We start from the raw sequence: 17165 nt of genomic DNA, 5'->3' as shown, positions 1-17165 counted from the left end.
CGCAACGCAAATATCGTGGCCATCAAGCCCATCGCAAATGTGCGCCAGCCCCGTGCACGCGAGCCCCGATCAACCGAGTACTGATGGAGAACACCCATGACATATCGTGAGAGAAATCTGGAGTCCCGCCGTCAATTTCTGAAGATGACGGTGGTCATGTCCGCAACGGCCGCCCTGACGAGCATCACAGGGCTTGTGCGCGCTTCCGACTTGCTGCACGTAACCGATTCCGACCCTACCGCTAAGGCGCTTGGTTATGTCGAGGATGCAAGTACAACCAAGAACACCCTGTATAAGGCCGGGAGCACTTGCGCCAACTGCCAGTTCTACTCAGGTGCAGCAGACGGCTATGGCCCCTGCCAGTTGTTCCCGGGCAAGGCCGTCAATGCGAAAGGCTGGTGCAGTTCGTATACACAGAAGAAAGCTTGATACGAACCGCATGTGATGTGCACATCAGCATGGGATGTGCACATCAATTTGGCTACAGAAAAGCGATTAACGCGCGGGGCCATGTGCCGGCCAATGCCACGCAGCCACCTCGGGCATATCTTCGCCATGCTCGCTGATATAGAGCTTGTGCCGTTCCATGATTGCCCAGTACCGCTCGGTAGCCTGTTGGACATAAGGACCGAAGCGGTGCACGCGCGTGATGGCATCCAACGCTAGCTGATAACGGTCGAGATTGTTCAATACCACCATGTCGAACGGCGTGGTGGTGGTGCCTTCGTCCTTGTAGCCGCGCACATGGATATTGTCATGATTGCGCCGACGATAAGTCAGCTTGTGAATCAGTGATGGGTAGCCGTGGAAGGCAAAAATCACCGGCCTGTCCGTGGTGAACAACGCGTCGAAATCGCGCTCCGACAGTCCGTGCGGATGTTCGGATTGCGGCTGCAGCACCATCAGATCCACGACGTTGACGACGCGGATCCGGATGTCCGGAATGAAGCCGCGCAGCAGGGTCACGGCGGCCAGGCATTCGAGCGTCGGCACATCTCCCGCGCAGGCCATCACGACATCTGGGTTGCCACCATCGTTGCTCGCCCATTCCCATACGCCGGCGCCGGCGGCGCAGTGCTTCGCGGCGTCGTCGATATCCAGCCACTGCCATTCCGGTTGCTTTCCGGCCACGATCAGGTTGATGTAGTTGCGGCTGCGCAGGCAATGATCGGCCACCGATAACAGGCAGTTGGCGTCTGGCGGCAGGTAGATGCGCACCACTTCCGACTTCTTGTTCGCAACGATATCGATGAAGCCGGGATCCTGGTGCGAGGAGCCGTTATGGTCCTGCCGCCATACATGCGAAGTAAGTAGGTAGTTCAATGACGCTACGGGTGAACGCCACGGAATGTGGCGCGCGACCTTCAGCCACTTGGCATGCTGGTTGAACATCGAATCGATGATGTGAATAAATGCTTCGTAGCAGGAAAAGAAACCATGGCGGCCGCTGAGCAGGTAGGCTTCCAGCCAACCCTCGCATAGATGCTCGCTCAGAACTTCCATGACACGGCCATCGGCGCTGAGATGGTCATCGACCGGATCGATGTCGGCCATCCATTCCTTGCCTGTAACTTCATAAACCGCATCCAACCGGTTGGATGCGGTTTCGTCCGGCCCGAACAGGCGGAAATTCCGGCTGTCCAGGTTGAGACGCATGACTTCGCGCAGAAAGCCGCCGAGCACACGTGTCGCCTCGGCTTCGACGGAACCCGGCGCGTTGACAGCTACCGCATGATCGCGAAAATGCGGCATCACCAACGGCTCCAGCAGTTCCCCGCCATTGGCGTGCGGATTGGAGCCCATGCGGCGGTGTCCGGTCGGTGCGATTGCGGCCAGCTCGTGGCGGAACTGGCCGGTGCCATCGAAGAGTTCTTCCGTGCGATAGCTCTTCATCCAGGCTTCGAGCTGAGCGACGTGCTCGGGTTTGTCGAACTGCGCAATCGGCACCTGGTGCGCACGCCAGGTGCCTTCGACCGGCAGGCCGTCGACGGTCTTGGGCCCGGTCCAGCCTTTTGGAGTGCGGAAGATCAGCATCGGCCAGCGCGGGCGCTGGATCGTTCCGCTTTTCGCGCGTGCTGCCTGCTGAATGCTCTGGATCCTGGCGAGGATCTCATCGAGCGTGGCGGCAAGATCCTGATGAACGGCGGCTGGGTCGCTGCCTTCGACGAAATAGGGCTCGTAGCCATAGCCGCGGAACAGGTTCACCAATTCCTCACGGCTGATGCGCGCGAGAATGGTCGGATTCGCGATCTTGAAACCGTTCAGATGAAGAATCGGCAGCACTGCACCGTCGCGCGCGGGATTGAGAAACTTGTTCGAATGCCAGCTGGTCGCCAGCGCTCCGGTTTCCGCTTCTCCGTCGCCCACCACGCAGGCGACGATCAGATCCGGATTGTCGAACGCCGCACCGAACGCGTGCGCAAGCGAGTAGCCCAGTTCGCCACCTTCATGGATCGAGCCGGGCGTATCCGGCGAAACATGGCTGGGCACGCCGTACGGCCAGGAGAATTGGCGGAACAGTCGTCGCATACCATCGCGGTTACGCTCGATCGCCGGATAGCGTTCGGTATACGAGCCTTCCAGATAGGTCTGTGCCACCAGTCCTGGTCCACCATGGCCTGGGCCGGTGATGAAGATCATGTTGAGATCGTTTTGCTTGATCAGCCGGTTTATATGCACGTACAGCATGTTCAGGCCCGGCGTGGTGCCCCAATGACCGAGCAGGCGCGGCTTGATGTGTTCGCGCTTCAACGGCGTTTCCAGCAACGGATTGTCGCGCAGATAGATCTGGCCAACGGACAGGTAATTGGCGGCGCGCCAATAGGCGTCCATTTTCTGCAGTTGTTTGGCGGACAAGGGGTTTGGCATAGGGCCTCCCGGTTAGATGGGTTGTGTGGTGATCACCACGCGTCACTGCCATCTTTTAAGCCCTATGGGCGAGGGGCGGTTTGATTTACGTCAAGGGGAGGCGTGCCTTTCGTACCCGTAATCTGCTGCGCACGCGGCGCCGTTGGAATGTGCTGCAAGGTTGATCTAGATCAACACGCGGACATGTCCCATTTCTAAAGTGACTACGCATCGATTGCGACCTTCCACTTCGCATCGACCTGCTTGTGCCTGCAATGCATTCACTGATCAAATATTTGAGGAAAGCTCATGAAAAATGATCGTCAACTTCAAGAAGACATCCTGAACGAGCTCGACTGGGAGCCCTCGGTGGAAACCAGTCGCATCGGCGTGGAGGTATCGGGAGGGGTCGCTACCTTGTCGGGTCATGTCGACAGCTATTCGCAGAAATGGGCCGCTGAGCGGGCAGCGCAGCGCGTCGCGGGCATCAAGAGCATTGCGGTCGAACTCGACGTGGTTTTGCCAGGCCCACATCAGCGCAGCGATACGGAAATTGCTTGGGCGGCCGCCCAAGCCATCGATTGGAATGCTTCGATTCCAAAGGATACGGTCAAGCTTGTAGTCGAAAATGGTTGGGTCACGCTCTCTGGCGAAGTCGAATGGGCTTTCGTTCGAAACGCTGCAGAAGCCAGTGTTCGCAACCTGTATGGCGTTAAGGGCGTAGTCAACAAGATCATCATGCGCCCGCGAATCGAGCCACGTGGTGTCAAGACCAAGATTGAAGCAGCGCTGTATCGTCGCGCTCATTTCGATGCTACCGCCATCACGGTTGGCGTGGAGGAGGGAACGGTGACGTTGACGGGTGAGGTCGATTCGTTGGCCGAGCGCAGTGCGGTCGAATGGGCTGCCTGGAGTGCGCCTGGCGTACAGAATGTTATCGATCATCTGGTCGTCGCTTAGTCACTTCCTTTGTTTGGAGAAGGAGATCGCTTCGATGCGATCTCTTTTTTTTTCGCTCTATTGCCATGCTTAAGCTGCATCACCTCGGGCTTCAGGCAGCCTTCAATTGATGAAGGTCAAGTCGACCACCCCTGAAGCGGCGTAAACATTCCCGGAACACGATTATTACCTGCCTGAATATCCATGTCCGCTCAAACAACAGGGGTCGAAACGTTTCCCGGGGCGCGCCTTGAAGCTGGTCACATACGCCGGCTTGGCATCGACACCGGGCATGAGCATGTCGTGTACCTCAATAAGGATTCGCCCGTTTGCCGCAGTGAGGGATTCGGCGCGCATTCTCGTCTTGAGCTCCGCGTGGGTACGCAGCGAGTGCTGGCGACATTGAACATCGTTCAGGACGGCTTGCTAGGCGCGGATGAGGTCGGGTTATCCGAGTCGGCATGGCTTTCCTTGCAGCCTGGCGCCGACGAGCGCGTGATCATTGCTCATCCGCCGAGCGTGGACTCATTGGCTTCGGTTCGGGCGAAGATCTACGGCCAGGAACTGGATGAGTCTGCACTGCACGGAATCATCCAGGACATCGTCGGCAATCGTTATTCCACCATTGAAATGGCGGCCTTCATCACCGCCGGCGGCGGCAATCGCCTGAGTATCAAAGAAGTCATCGCGCTGACGAAAGCCATGGTGCAGACCGGCACACAGCTGCATTGGCGGCAACCCCTGGTTGTCGACAAGCACTGCATCGGCGGGCTCGCAGGCAATCGCACCACACCCATCGTGGTGGCAATCGCGGCAGAACTGGGGCTTACGATACCCAAGACGTCTTCGCGTGCGATTACCTCGGCGGCAGGTACCGCCGATACCATGGCAATGCTGGCGCCGGTCGATCTGAACGAAACGCAGATACGCCGCGTCGTGGAAACCTGCGGCGGCTGCATCGCCTGGGGCGGCGCCATGAATCTGGCTCCCGCTGACGACAGGCTGATCCGCATCGAGCGTGCACTGGACGTCGACAGCGCCGGACAGCTGGTTGCGTCCGTGCTGTCGAAAAAAATAGCGGCAGGCTCCACCCACGTGGTGATCGATGTCCCGGTCGGGCCGACCGCCAAGGTGCGCGATCAAGCGGAAGCAGAGTCGCTGGCTACATTGCTGCAGCGAGTGGCGGCCGCGTTCGGCTTGCAGCTGCGCGTGTTGATCAGCGATGGTAGCCAACCGATAGGGCGCGGCATCGGCCCTGCGCTGGAAGCGCACGATGTCCTGGCGGTGCTGCGCAACGAACCGCATGCCCCGGCTGATCTGCGTGTTCATGCCCTGACTGTCGCCGCCGCCGTATTGGAGCTGGGTGACATTGCGAGCGCCGGCTCCTCGCTTGCGATGGCGACAGCCTGCCTGGAGACGGGCAGGGCGTGGCAGCGCTTCCAAGCCATTTGCGCCGCGCAGGGCGGTATGCGTACACCGGGGAAGGCCGCTTATCAGCAAGTTGTTCCGGCCGCGCAGCCAGGGCGTGTGAGTGCGATCGACAATCGCCGCTTGTCCCGCGTCGCCAAGCTGGCCGGTGCGCCTGCCGCACCGCTAGCCGGGCTGACGCTCGACGCGCATCTCAGTGAAGTGGTGGTGGCCGGGCAACCACTTTTCACGATCCACGCGCAAAGTCCCGGTGAGCTGGCTTACGCGATGGAATACATATCCCGGCATCCCTGCATCGTTTACGTCGAGGCGTCCACATGAACTCGCTCTATGCCATGCCCGGCAATGAGGCTTTTGCCGAATTGTTGTCGCTGCATACGGGTTATCAACGCCGGCAGCTGTTGCTGCACCATTTCCCGGATAGCGAAACGCTGGTTCGAATGGCACCACCAACCCCGGGCGGCGACGCCGTGATCGTATGCACGCTGGATCGCCCGGATCCCAAGGCACTCCCTTTGATGATGGCGGCAGCGACCGCGCGCGAACTGGGTGCGGCGCGCGTCGGCCTGGTAGCCCCTTATCTGGCCTATATGCGCCAGGACAAGCGCTTCCATCCTGGCGAAGCCATTTCCGCCAAGATCTTCGCTGATTGGCTGGGTCACACCTTCGATTGGTTGGTCACGGTGGACCCGCATCTGCATCGCTACGCGACGCTTGCCGAGGTATATCCGAACGCTGCGCACGTCGTGCATGTGGCATCGCAACTGGCTGTCTGGATCGATGCCCACGTAACAATGCCGCTGATCGTCGGGCCAGATCAGGAAAGTGCGCAGTGGGTGACGGCGGTGTCGAACCTGCTGTGTGCACCGAGCGTTGTGGCGCACAAGGAACGCCATGGCGATCGCGATGTGGAAATCCTTCTGCCTGAGATGGACAAGTGGCGGGATCACACGCCGGTCTTGGTTGACGACATCATCGCCAGCGGCGAGACCATGGTTCAGACGCTGCGCTGCCTGCATGCAAGGACATCCTTGCCGCCTGTGTGCGTAGCCGTGCATGGCGTATTCGCCGAGGGTGCACTTGAAGGTCTGCTCGCTGAGGGAGCCGGGCTGGTTGTCACCAGCAACAGCGTCATCACCGACACGACGCAGATCGACATCAGCAAGCCGGTCGCCGAAGCGATGGTCAGCCTGTGTGAGGCTAACCCGACCGAGACAGCGAGGAGGACACCAGCATGAGTACCGAAAAGATCATCTATAGTTGCCACGGGGCGGCCAGGGAGGTTACTGGCTCATGTCATCTTCTGCGTTGTGGCGATCGGCACGTGCTGATCGACTGCGGCCTTTTCCAAGGCGGCCGCGAGCAGGAACGGGCCAATTTCGAGCCTTTCGGATTCGATCCCGCCAGCATCGACGTTCTGCTGCTGACCCACGCGCACCTCGACCATTGCGGGAGAATCCCCAAACTGATTCGTGAGGGATTTCACGGACGTATCCTGGCTACAGCGGCGACTCGTGACCTCGCTCGCGTCGTAATGTTGGATGCAGCGGGCCTGCAGGAAGAGGATGCGCGTCGTGCGCAACGTAGCGGGCGGCGGCGCGATGAAGCATACAGCGAGCCTCTCTATACCTTGGACGATGCATTGCATGCCATGGACTATTTTGCCGATCCGGTGGCCTACGACATGGACGTGCCTGTTATCGACGGTGTCCGCGCACGTTTTCAGGATGCCGGTCATATTCTTGGTTCGGCGTCCATCCTGGTCACCATCGAGCAGGGGGCGCAGCCACTGCGCATACTTTTCTCCGGTGACCTGGGGAACCCAGGACGGCCCATCTTGCGCAATCCGGTTCCCGCACCTGAAGCGAATTACGTGGTGATGGAGACCACGTATGGTGATCGGCCGCATCGCGCGCTTCCCGATTCTGTCGATGAACTGTATCGCGCGATACAACAGACATTGGCACGCGGAGGCAATGTCATCATCCCCACGTTTGCACTGGAGCGCGCTCAGGAAGTTCTCTATTACCTTCATCGAGGCATCCAGGGAGGCCAGGTTCCCGCGCATACGCCGGTATTTATGGACTCCCCGATGGCCATCTCGGCCACTGAAATATTCCGTCGCCATGCTGAGTGCTTTGACGATGATTTTCGCAAGGAGCTGGAGCAAAGCGATCCTTTTGCCATGCCGAATCTTCATTTTTGCCGGGACACTGCGGAATCGATGGCGATCAATCATATTGAAGGCGGTGCCATCATCCTGGCAGGCTCAGGCATGTGTACTGGCGGCCGAGTGCTTCATCATCTGAAGAACAACCTTTGGCGCCAGCGCAGCAGTGTGGTTTTCGTCGGCTACGCTGCGAATGGGAGTTTGGCCAGACGGATCGTCGATGGCGCGAAAAGCGTGCGCATCTTCCACGAAGAAATAAACGTGAATGCGCAGATCTGGACCATCAATGGATTTTCGGCACATGCCGATCAATCTGCGCTGCTGGATTGGCTCGGCAACACAAGTCGCAAACGCGTGCTGCTCGTCCATGGAGAGTACGAGCGAGGTATGCGGGCTATGGAGACATGCCTCGAAAAACTGGGTTTCGCCTGCCAGATCCCGCAGGCGCAAGAGGCTGTGGTACTGGCTGAATCGATAACGGAACTTACATAGGGGCATATGCCTGCTTCTTGATCGCGATCAAGATGTTGTCGTTTCGATGTTGCCATTGTGTGTTCGCAGCCATACGGCTGACACGGTCGAGCCTGTTCACTGATGCCGAAGTCAGGCAACTCGAGTCGACTGGGCCATCGCGCACCGGGCCCGAGGCTTTTCAGTGCTTCGCGTCCACTGCCGGCACAACGAACTTACGAGGTTCATTATGAAAGCGCTTGTTTACCTGGAGCCGGGGAAGAAGGCTCTCGAAGATCGCCCGATACCGGAGATTACTGCACCCACGGACGCCATCATCAAAATCCTCAAGACGACGATCTGCGGAACGGATCTGCACATCCTCAAAGGCGATGTGCCTACCTGCGCGCCAGGCCGGATACTCGGTCACGAAGGCGTCGGCGTTGTCTCAAAGGTCGGTTCCGCTGTCACCGCTTTCAAGCCAGGCGACCATGTGATCATCTCGTGTATCTCGTCGTGCGGGAAATGTGATTACTGCCGCAAGGGGATGTACTCGCACTGCGTCAATGGGGGCTGGATCCTCGGCAACACGATCGACGGCACGCAGGCCGAATACGTTCGCATTCCCTACGCCGACACCAGCCTTTACCACATTCCCGTCGACGCTGACGAAGAGGCCTTGGTGATGTTGAGCGACATTCTGCCCACTGGCTTCGAATGCGGCGTGCTCAACGGCAAGGTGCAGCCGGGATCAACCATCGCGATCGTGGGTGCCGGACCCATCGGATTGGCAGCGCTGCTGACGTCCCAGTTCTATTCGCCAGCGGGAATCATCATGGTCGATCTGGACGACAACCGCCTGGAAGTGTCCCGGCGATTTGGTGCCACCGCGACTATCAACAGCGCCGATGGCAAGGCGGTCGAGAAAGTGCTGCAGCTGACGAACGGCCGGGGCGTCGATACCGCGATCGAGGCCGTTGGCGTCCCACCCACCTTCGAGCTGTGCGAAGAGATCGTGGCACCTGGTGGCATCATCGCCAACATCGGCGTGCATGGCACCAAGGTAGATCTTCATCTGGAGCGTTTGTGGGATCGGAACATCGCGATCACCACGCGGCTCGTCGATACCGTGACAACACCGATGCTTCTTAAAACCGTGCAATCTCGGAAGATCGACCCGACGCGGCTGATCACACACCGATTCACTCTCGCCAAGATCATTGATGCATACGAAGCATTTGGCCACGCCGCGGAGACCCATGCGCTCAAGGTCATCATCGAGGCATAGGGTTGGTTTTTTGGTGCGTATGGGGATCCCGGTTACTTCTTCCAGGCTATACGCGGACATCACGATCGGATTACAGGTCTGCTCCATTGTCGTTTTTGCATCGGTGGTACCACATGCAAGGTCAGCACCCTCCGCAGAATTCGGTCAGGACGTGATCATCCAAAACCAGGGCAGCGGTTTCAAGGCAGGAGAGTTGCGTCATGAGATCGTGCCCGCTCTTTGGGCACGTGTGCGACCCTGATACATCTGCCAAATCTCGCGAACTGTTGGTGCCTGCACCAGATTTTGCCATCTCGTAAACGCAAAATCGCGGGAAGCGCAACGCGTTATCATGGTCTTGACCGTCTCGCAGACAGCACGCCCGCGTTGTTCGCAGAGACGATACGGACGAATCACGAAGGGCCGATTTCTCCACCTTAGGCCGCCACAAATACAGGGATAAGGTCACATCCATCAACCTGTGCATGGCCGGAATCTGGTGCGGCTTGAGCAGTGACGGCAGGCGTCGCAACAACACGTTGGTGCGACCTGTGTGGACCTTGGTAAATGAATACCTATTGATTGCGAGATCGAAAGCTGCCACCAGCACCGAGCCGAGGGGTGGCATTCGCGACCACAGCGAACTCCAAGGCCATCATGTCAACCTATATTTACGGCTCTACTCAGACAAGCCGGCGATAATTTGTTTCCGAGCCTATAAATGAGTTTCTTAGTCTCAATATTCTTGATTCAACAGTGGAGTAATCACTTGTTCGAGACGTATGACTGTCCATGCTGCTGAGTCGTCTTTCCAGCCATCGTCGACTAATCGCCCCTTTCGATCGATGGTGAAGCTGACTGGCAGACGCCAGATGCGACCGTAGCCTTGCACATGTGGGTCGCCGAGTAGACCCACTGGAAAGCTCAGGGTGCCCGCCGCGGCGCGGACCTGGTCGAGTTCATCCGGTGTGTTGAGGCTGAAGCCGAGTACGACCAAACCTTGCTGCGCATGGTCCCGTGCATAACGCGAGAGCAGTGGTAACTCCTCCCTGCACGGTTGGCACCACGTTGCCCAGAAAGTCACGATCACCACTTTGCCGCGCAGATCGTGAGTATCAATCTGCTTGCCGTCGAGTGTGGTTAGTGTGATCGGAGGCGCCGTCTGGCCAATGACAAGTGTGTTTGCCTGTGTAGGTGAGAAAGTTGAAAGTGCCAGTGCCAACGCAGTCGCGAGCACGATGCGAGGCCAAAACACCTTTGTGGTGAATATCGGTACTCGCACAGCAGGGCGATCCTCAAACAAGATGCGAACCGCTATGTGGCGGCACTCCGAATCTAACTGGTACGCACGTTACGATTTGCATAGTCACAACGCCAAGCTGATTCCCATCGTGCCGGTCCAGCCCGGAAACAGCTGGTAGCCCGCCAAATGGCTGTAGACCGGGACCTGCACGAAGGCGTAGAGCTGCAACTTTTTAGTGATGCTCGCACTGATGCCCGGGCTGAGGTAAGCCACCGTGCCGGCAGTGTCAGGCTGGTCGGCTAGCGCACCCTGATCCGCACTCTTGTGCAGCAGGTTGATCTGCAATTGAGGGACCCAGTTTGCGTGCGCCTCATAGCGCACACCAAAGCTCATGGTGGCCAGGTTGCCGGGCCGATAGTTGCCACCAGCGGAGCTGAGCTCTTCGGAAATCGCTGCTTGAAACTGACCGTCTATGAAGGCGTCAAAGTTCTGACTGATCGGTTGGAAGTAGTAACCGCCGACGATCAGATCGGTGCTTCCAGTGCCCGCCTGCAAGCTTGTATCAAGGGATTGGCCGACGCCGGGACCATTCTTGAACAGCACGGGAGTACCGACGAAGCGGCCATCGGCGGTCTGACCACCGTAGTTGCCGGTCGGTAGCTTGACGCCGAACTGGATGCCGAGATTGTGTGTTGGCAAGAATCCTTGATAGCTGCCAAGTAGCTTCATGTCGCCCAAGCCGGATACGCTGGCATTGCTTAGCTGATCGGGTGCACTTTCAGCGGATGTGTAAGGCTGAAGTTGAGTGCCGTACGTGGAGTGGTCGCGCGTTACGTAGGGAATCAACAGCGAGACTCCCCAATCCGCATTAAAGCGATAGTCCACGGAAAGGTTCACATACTGGTTGGCCGTGCCGTGCTCGATTTCACCGCCGCCAAGCGAGGGATCGGAGGGTTGATTGACCACTTGCTCGAGGTTTGCCCTGTGGCTACCGGTGCGAAGCTCATCCTGATCGATATAGGTGTAGTCGACGTTGATACGCCAGCCCGACTCCGATGAGTAACCGGTCGCAGCGTCTGTGCTCAAAGTGCAGCCGCACGTCGCACATGCCTCTGCGGTGAGCGGTATACCACTTAGCATCAGTACCCCAAGGGCGACAACCAATGGTTTGGTAATTAGTGGCATGAATGGCATCACGGTCTGATCCAAAGGACGGCGTCAATTTTCATGGGGTGATCACGGGTTCCAGCAGATCTATGGTCATAGCGCAAATAAACCTCGGCTAAGCGTTGACATTTCCGTGCAACCTCCTTGTCAATCCAGCGAGGATGCGTTTTCTCAATCTGAAAATTGGATTATGTGATCCCTTGATTGCTACTACCTGGCCAGCGCCAGTGGGAAGGTCAGTGGCTAGTGAGCAGCAGCAAGGGGGCTTCAGGTGGTACTCCTTGTGCGGTCTGCAAGCATTCTGGTGAGTGTCATCACCAAGACTCTTGACCGACGTCATATTCAGTTGCGAAAACGTCGGCACTGCGACCCAATGCCACATCTCTCGCACATGAATACATGGATGGAAAATACGAACTGTTTCCACCGCGGTAACTGTGGAGTTGCCGCTCAGATCGCTTATTGCATATCTTCAGCGAGGAAATCCGCGCGCGTGGTCAAATAGCGATCTGATTGGCGCGGCGGCGCTAGCTGTTCCTCGAGCATTTTGGCGAGTTTTTGTTCACGTCGCCGTCATTGGCGAAATGGAAAGCTCCTTGAGCTTGGCCGCCCGCATTGGATGGTCGGAAACCACTTGTTGTCAACGGTATATGGCTTCGCTGCCGTATCGCGTGGTCGTGCCCGAAATAAATCCTTTGGTGTGGCATTCGGTCACGGGCCGAGAACGGTTGAAATTGATCGATATCAAGAACAGACGCGTCGTGGTCGCGCAGACTTCTACCCACGTGGTGAATTCGCAAGAGGTGTGTATTTCAGTGTGCGAAAGGTCGATTTGTACAGATGCGGTTATCGTTGGAGCCGGCCCCGTAGGGTTATTCCAGGTGTTCGAGCTTGGCCTGCTCGGGGTCAGCGCGCACATCATCGACTCGATGCCACAGGTTGGTGGTCAATGCATCGAGTTGTACCCCGACAAACCGATTTACGACATCCCGGCGGTACCGGTGTGCAGTGCACGTGAGTTGATCGAGCGGCTTCAGGCACAAATTCGACCGTTCGCCCCGCAATTCCACTTGGGCGAGACGTTGACCACGGTCGATCGCTTGGAAAGTGGGCGCTTCAAGGTAACCACCAGTGCTGGGACCACGTTCAACACCGGAGCACTGATAATAGCTGGCGGTCTCGGGGCATTTGCGCCTCGCAAGCTCGCATTGCCTGACATCGAAGGTGTGGAGGGTCACGCGGTCCACTACAAGGTTATCGACGCCAGCAAATTTGATGGTAAGGACATTGTGATTGCCGGCGGCGGTGACGCAGCACTGGATTGGTCACTGGCACTGGTCGATCGTGCCAATAGCATCGTGCTGGTGCATCGTTCGACCAAGTTTCGGGCGGCACCCGCCCACGTCAAACGCATGCAGGAACTGTGCGACGCCGGTCGCATGCAATTCTTCGAAGGCGACATCGTGGGACTGGATGCGCCGGAAGGCGAGCTGAAGTGGGTACGTGTACGGGCACGCAGTGGTGTGGTGCAACGGATCGAGTCTGAGCAATTGCTGGTCTTCTGGGGATTGCATCCGGCACTCGGGCCGATCGCGGAGTGGGGCTTGCAACTCGATCACCAGCAGATCGTGGTCGATACGGCCACGTTCCAAACATCGAAAGGCGGCATCTATGCAGTTGGCGACGTGAGCACCTATCCCGGCAAGAAGAAACTGATTCTTTCTGGTTTTCACGAGGCGGCGTTGTGCGCCTTCGCCGTAAAGGAACACCTCAATCCTGGTGAGAAGGTGCATCTGCAGTACACCACGACCAGCCCAATTATGCACAAGCGCCTAGGCGTTGTGGTTGGTGCCGATGGCGCACCCATCGTGCCCGCGGCCAGTCCGGCCAGCGCCGGCTTGACCACCGATGTCGCCAGCAATACGTGAAATGCGTGCCAGCACGCGGTATGCGTGTGTGAAATGAAGCGACACAGTCCCAGGAGAAACCCATGAAAGAGAACAGCAATGAATTCGATGCTAGCCGTCGCACCCTGCTGAAGAGCGGCCTGACCATGGCGGCAATCGGGGCCGTGGCAGCCACCGGTCTGCTGAAATCCGCACCGGCGCATGCACAAGCCTTGGCCCCCCAGGCCACGATGATGTACCAGTCCACACCGCACGGTAAGGATCAATGCGACAACTGCATCCACTACGTCCCGGGCAAGACGCCAAAGTCCAACGGAACCTGCAAAGTTGTTGCAGGAAGTATTAGCCCCACCGCATGGTGCGTCGCCTATGCGCGTAAAGCCTAAAGCAGCGCGTCAAATGCTTTCCTGAAGATACTGTCTGGTTCGTTTTGCAGCCACTGGAGGCTGACGTCATGCATGTCCCGGAAAAAGCTGACGAGCCTCGGTCGCCCGGTCGCCGAAAACTCCTCAAGGCCTTCGTCGGTGTGGCAGCGGCCGGAGGATTGGTCGGAGGATCAGGCTGGTTCGTGCTCAAACGGGGACGGAACCTGTTCGAGGTGCGTCGTGAGCAGACGCTTATGCAGACTTCGGTAGCAATCACCTGCCTGGCCGACGACGTTGACAAGGCGGGCGTCGCCATTGACGCCGCGTTTCAGCGAATGGCCAGTACTGTTGCGGTGCTGACGCGCTTCGACCCGGCCGGTCCGGTGGCGCGCCTGAACCGTGATGGCCGTCTGGAGAATTTGCCGCCGGAACTCAGGGACGTTTTGCATCGCTCATTGGCGATTTCAGCGGTGACTGACGGTGACTTCGATATCAGCGTGTTGCCCGTCCTGGAGTACTTCGAATCGATGCGCCAGCCCGCCGTACTCGATGCGGGTGATCGTGTACAGATAGGGGAGCGAGATCATCTGATCAATTATCGCCGAATCGCGCTGGATGCGCAGGGCGTACGGTTCACCCATCCGGGTATGTCCGTCACATTGGACGGGCTGGCGAAGGGGTACGTCATCGACCAGGGGATTGCCTCGTTGAGAGAGTCGGGTATCGAAGACGCCCTGGTGGATGCAGGTGGCGATCTGCGTGCGATCTCCGGTAGCGATTTCAACCGTCAGTGGCACATCGGCATCGTTGATCCCGGCGACATCAACAAGGTTGCAGCCGTCGTGACAATACGCAATGCCGCACTTGGCACGTCCGGCAATTACCGGATCTTCTATTCGTCCGACAAGACGCTTTTCCATGTGATCAATCCACATACGGGTTATTCCCCACTGAATTACTCCAGCGTCACGGTCATGGCGGAGACCTCGGTGGATGCCGATGCAATGAGCGTCGCCGCCGCTTCGATGCCGGTGCCGCGGTTGCGCGAAGTGATGGCCTCGCAGAACGATCAATGGCTGGTCTTCTCCAGGGACGGTAGCAGGAGCTGGCGTTCGAAGGATCTCCCGCAAGTTTCGGGCAATCCGGAGGTGGTCTGACGTGCGCACACGGCCACCCGAAAGCCCTGGTCTTTCCGGGGTATTGCACACGGCCAAACTCGCCAGGAGGCTGCTCCTGCTTTGTGTGACCTGCCTGCTGATGCTTGTTTCCATGGAAGCCATCGCAGGCGTCGATCAGAAATTTCCCGAAGTGCGTGGCTACTTTCCCAGCGCAACCCGATTCGCGGATATCTCCGGAAAGCCGCCGGCAGCACCGGTCTACGACGGTGACAAGGTTATCGGCTACGTGTTCGAGTCGGTGATGGTAGCGCCGGTTCCGGCGTATTCCGGTGATCCAATCAATATCCTCGTGGCGATTGACCAGACTGGCAAGATCCTCGGCACCAAGGTTCTCGAGCAGCATGAGCCGATCCTACTGGTCGGCATTCCGGTGCAGCGACTTTACGATTTCGTTGAGCGTTATGTCGGCCACAGCGTCAAGGACAAGATCGTCGTCGGTGGAAGCGATGTTCCCGGGACTACAAAAATTGATGCGATCAGCAGCGCCACCGTCACCTCGATGGTGGTCAATGAGACGATCATGAATGCAGCGCTGGAAGTAGCCGTGTCGCGGCATCTGGTGACCGGTATGCCGGCCACCGAAAATGCGCTGGCCACCATCCGGGCCGACTATCTCAAGAAGGCTAATTGGCAGCAGCTGACGGGGAACGGGGCTTTCCGCCAGCTGAACATCACTCGAGGGACGGTCATCGATGCCTTCAAGGGGCAGCCCGAGAGCGGCTTGGTCGACGATCCGACCGCACCATCACCGGGTCATGAGAACGACACCTTCATTGACCTCTATTACGCCGACATCACCCCGCCGACTGTAGGCAGAAACCTGCTCGGCGACGCCACCTACAAAGCGATGATGCAGAACCTCAGTCCCGGCGATGAAGCGATTGCGGTCGTCGCCAACGGTGTCTATTCGTACAAGGGATTGGGCTACGTGCGCGGCGGCATCTATGACCGGCTGCATATTGTCCAAGACAGCAAGTTGTTCCTTTTCAAGGATACTGATTACGTGGCGCTCGACAACCCGGAACTGGCCGGGATGCCGAGCTTTAACGAGAACGGCATTTTCATCCTGCACCATGGACAGGGGTTCAATGCCGGTGGCCCATGGACGCTGCAGCTGCTGGTCAGGCGGCAGATCGGGCCGCTGAAAAGCATCTACAGCACGTTTAGCGGGGGCTACCAGATCCCTGCCGACTACGTCATCCAGCCGAAGGTCAACAGCAGTCCGATTCCTGATGACGCTCCATTGTGGGTGAAGGTCTGGTACGGCAAGCGCTTCGAGATTGCCGTGCTGGTAGCCGGACTGCTCTTCCTGTCGCTGATCCTGATTTTCCAGGACTGGGTGGTCAAGCGTCCAAAGCTGCTGGAACGCGTCCGTGTCGGCTTTCTGATCTACACCGTCGTGTTCATCGGCTGGTACGGCCTGGCGCAGCTTTCGGTGGTGAACATCCTGACCTTCGTCAATGCGGTGATCCACGGCTTCCACTGGTCCATCTTCCTGATGGATCCCCTGATCTTCATCCTGTGGACCTTCGTGGCGGTGTCCCTGCTATTGGTGGGGCGGGGCGTGTATTGCGGCTGGCTGTGCCCGTTTGGCGCCATGCAGGTGCTGATCAACAAGGTGGCGTTGAAGTTCAAGGTGCCGCAACTGGAACCACCACCGTATGTGCATGAGCGGTTGTGGGCGATCAAGTACATCATCTTGCTGTTCCTCTTTGGCCTGTCGCTGCAGTCGGTGGGTCTGTCCGAGCGCTTCGCGGAGGTCGAGCCGTTCAAGACTGCGGTCAATCTGCACTTCATGCGCTCCTGGGGCTTTGTTCTTTACGCGGTGATCCTGCTCGTCGCGGCAGCGTTCATCAACAAGTTCTTCTGCCGCTACATCTGTCCGCTAGGTGCCGGCCTTGCTGTTTCAGGGCGCTGGCGCCTGTTCGAGTGGCTGCGTCGGCGCAAGGAGTGCGGACATCCCTGCCAGATCTGCGCCAACGAGTGCGAGGTCAGGGCGATCAGTCCGCTGGGTCCGATCAACTACAACGAGTGTCACTACTGCCTGGACTGCCAGGTGACCTACGAAGACGACCACAAGTGCCCACCTCTGGTCGAACATCGAAAGAGAAAAGAGAAGGCGTCACGCCCGTTGCCAACGCGTGTCGTCACCACAGATGCAGGAGACACTGATGCACAGGCAGAAAGACCTAGGTAGGCCAGCA

The 17165-nt window shown here is 58.2% G+C and carries 13 protein-coding genes; 10 read left to right on the top strand and 3 right to left on the bottom strand.

All coding sequences use genetic code 11. The features are described 5' to 3' along the window. The first annotated feature begins 96 nt into the window (after positions 1-96). Positions 97-429 (top strand): high-potential iron-sulfur protein, encoded by a 333-nt coding sequence (locus B0E51_RS13615; protein ID WP_077439578.1) that lies wholly within the window; start codon positions 97-99, stop codon positions 427-429. Between the two features lie 66 nt (positions 430-495). Here the strand turns inward: B0E51_RS13615 and B0E51_RS13610 are convergent, their stop codons facing one another. Then, positions 496-2868 carry a phosphoketolase family protein gene (locus tag B0E51_RS13610; protein ID WP_077439579.1) on the bottom strand — a complete coding sequence of 791 codons (2373 nt, stop codon included), beginning with the start codon at positions 2866-2868 and terminating at the stop codon, positions 496-498. A gap of 288 nt (positions 2869-3156) precedes the next feature. Between B0E51_RS13610 and B0E51_RS13605 the strand changes: the two genes are divergently transcribed. The 5 genes from B0E51_RS13605 (at position 3157) to B0E51_RS13585 (ending at position 9122) form a co-directional block, all read left to right on the top strand. Continuing rightward, a complete protein-coding gene (locus tag B0E51_RS13605) occupies positions 3157-3807 on the top strand; it encodes a BON domain-containing protein (protein ID WP_077439580.1) in 651 nt (216 codons plus the stop codon). Between the two features lie 183 nt (positions 3808-3990). Continuing rightward, on the top strand, positions 3991-5535 hold the full coding sequence (locus B0E51_RS13600; protein ID WP_077445423.1) for a thymidine phosphorylase family protein: 1545 nt from the start codon (positions 3991-3993) through the stop codon (positions 5533-5535). Beyond that, positions 5532-6452: a ribose-phosphate diphosphokinase gene (locus B0E51_RS13595; protein WP_077445422.1), complete on the top strand. Its 921-nt coding sequence runs from the start codon at positions 5532-5534 to the stop codon at positions 6450-6452. The genes B0E51_RS13600 and B0E51_RS13595 overlap by 4 nt, the downstream gene beginning before the upstream one ends. After that, positions 6449-7876 (top strand): MBL fold metallo-hydrolase, encoded by a 1428-nt coding sequence (locus B0E51_RS13590; protein WP_077445420.1) that lies wholly within the window; start codon positions 6449-6451, stop codon positions 7874-7876. Before B0E51_RS13595 ends, B0E51_RS13590 begins: the two co-directional genes overlap by 4 nt. Positions 7877-8084: 208 nt before the next feature. After that, positions 8085-9122 carry a zinc-dependent alcohol dehydrogenase family protein gene (locus B0E51_RS13585; protein ID WP_077439584.1) on the top strand — a complete coding sequence of 346 codons (1038 nt, stop codon included), beginning with the start codon at positions 8085-8087 and terminating at the stop codon, positions 9120-9122. Positions 9123-9837: 715 nt separating this feature from the next. Here B0E51_RS13585 and B0E51_RS13580 read toward each other — a convergent pair. Together B0E51_RS13580 and B0E51_RS13575 are read right to left on the bottom strand one after the other, a co-directional pair. Further along, positions 9838-10404, bottom strand: coding sequence for a TlpA disulfide reductase family protein (locus B0E51_RS13580; RefSeq protein ID WP_254424011.1), 567 nt, complete (start codon positions 10402-10404; stop codon positions 9838-9840). A 63-nt stretch (positions 10405-10467) separates the two neighbouring features. Further along, positions 10468-11529: a hypothetical protein gene (locus B0E51_RS13575; RefSeq protein WP_077445556.1), complete on the bottom strand. Its 1062-nt coding sequence runs from the start codon at positions 11527-11529 to the stop codon at positions 10468-10470. 578 nt (positions 11530-12107) lie between these two features. Between B0E51_RS13575 and B0E51_RS13570 the strand changes: the two genes are divergently transcribed. The 4 genes from B0E51_RS13570 to B0E51_RS13555 all read left to right on the top strand — a co-directional run bounded on the left by B0E51_RS13570 (position 12108) and on the right by B0E51_RS13555 (position 17158). Beyond that, the gene (locus B0E51_RS13570) at positions 12108-13439 is read left to right on the top strand and encodes an NAD(P)/FAD-dependent oxidoreductase (RefSeq protein ID WP_254424524.1); all 1332 of its coding nucleotides are present in this window, start codon (positions 12108-12110) and stop codon (positions 13437-13439) included. A gap of 62 nt (positions 13440-13501) precedes the next feature. After that, a complete protein-coding gene (locus B0E51_RS13565; protein ID WP_077439587.1) occupies positions 13502-13804 on the top strand; it encodes a high-potential iron-sulfur protein in 303 nt (100 codons plus the stop codon). A gap of 68 nt (positions 13805-13872) precedes the next feature. After that, positions 13873-14940, top strand: coding sequence for an FAD:protein FMN transferase (locus tag B0E51_RS13560; RefSeq protein ID WP_077439891.1), 1068 nt, complete (start codon positions 13873-13875; stop codon positions 14938-14940). Between the two features lie 112 nt (positions 14941-15052). Next, positions 15053-17158 (top strand): NosR/NirI family protein, encoded by a 2106-nt coding sequence (locus B0E51_RS13555; RefSeq protein WP_254424523.1) that lies wholly within the window; start codon positions 15053-15055, stop codon positions 17156-17158. Positions 17159-17165 lie beyond the last annotated feature (7 nt).

Origin of the sequence: Rhodanobacter sp. C05 (genome assembly GCF_002001165.1) — a bacterium.
Taxonomy (GTDB): Bacteria; Pseudomonadota; Gammaproteobacteria; order Xanthomonadales; family Rhodanobacteraceae; genus Rhodanobacter.
The sequence above is the reverse complement of the archived record's forward strand: the minus strand, read 5'-3'. Positions and strand labels throughout refer to the sequence as shown.